Genomic DNA, 216 nt, shown 5'->3' with positions numbered 1-216 from the left:
AAACCTATTGGATTATCTAGGCATCGATAAAGCTTTCCTTTGCGGATATTCATCCGGGGGTTCAATTGTATTTGAATTTTTACAGTCATACTCTGAAAGGGCATTTGGAGGTATAGTCATTAGCGGAATGTCTGAGGTTAGTGATTGGTATCTAGAGAAAAGAATTTCTTTAGCAAGATTGCTTTCGAAACCAAGAATGATCGGCCTGTTGGGGCT

Annotated in this window: 1 protein-coding gene; it reads left to right on the top strand. The window is 39.4% G+C overall.

What is annotated here, in order from left to right:
- On the top strand, window positions 1-216 hold a 216-nt coding region (locus V7147_RS09790; RefSeq protein ID WP_438824573.1), incomplete at both ends, for an alpha/beta fold hydrolase.

This window comes from Bacillus sp. JJ1521, assembly GCF_036965165.1.
Taxonomy (GTDB): Bacteria; Bacillota; Bacilli; order Bacillales; family Bacillaceae_L; genus Ferdinandcohnia.
Note: the sequence above shows the minus strand (reverse complement) of the source record. Positions and strands in the feature narration are given on the sequence as shown.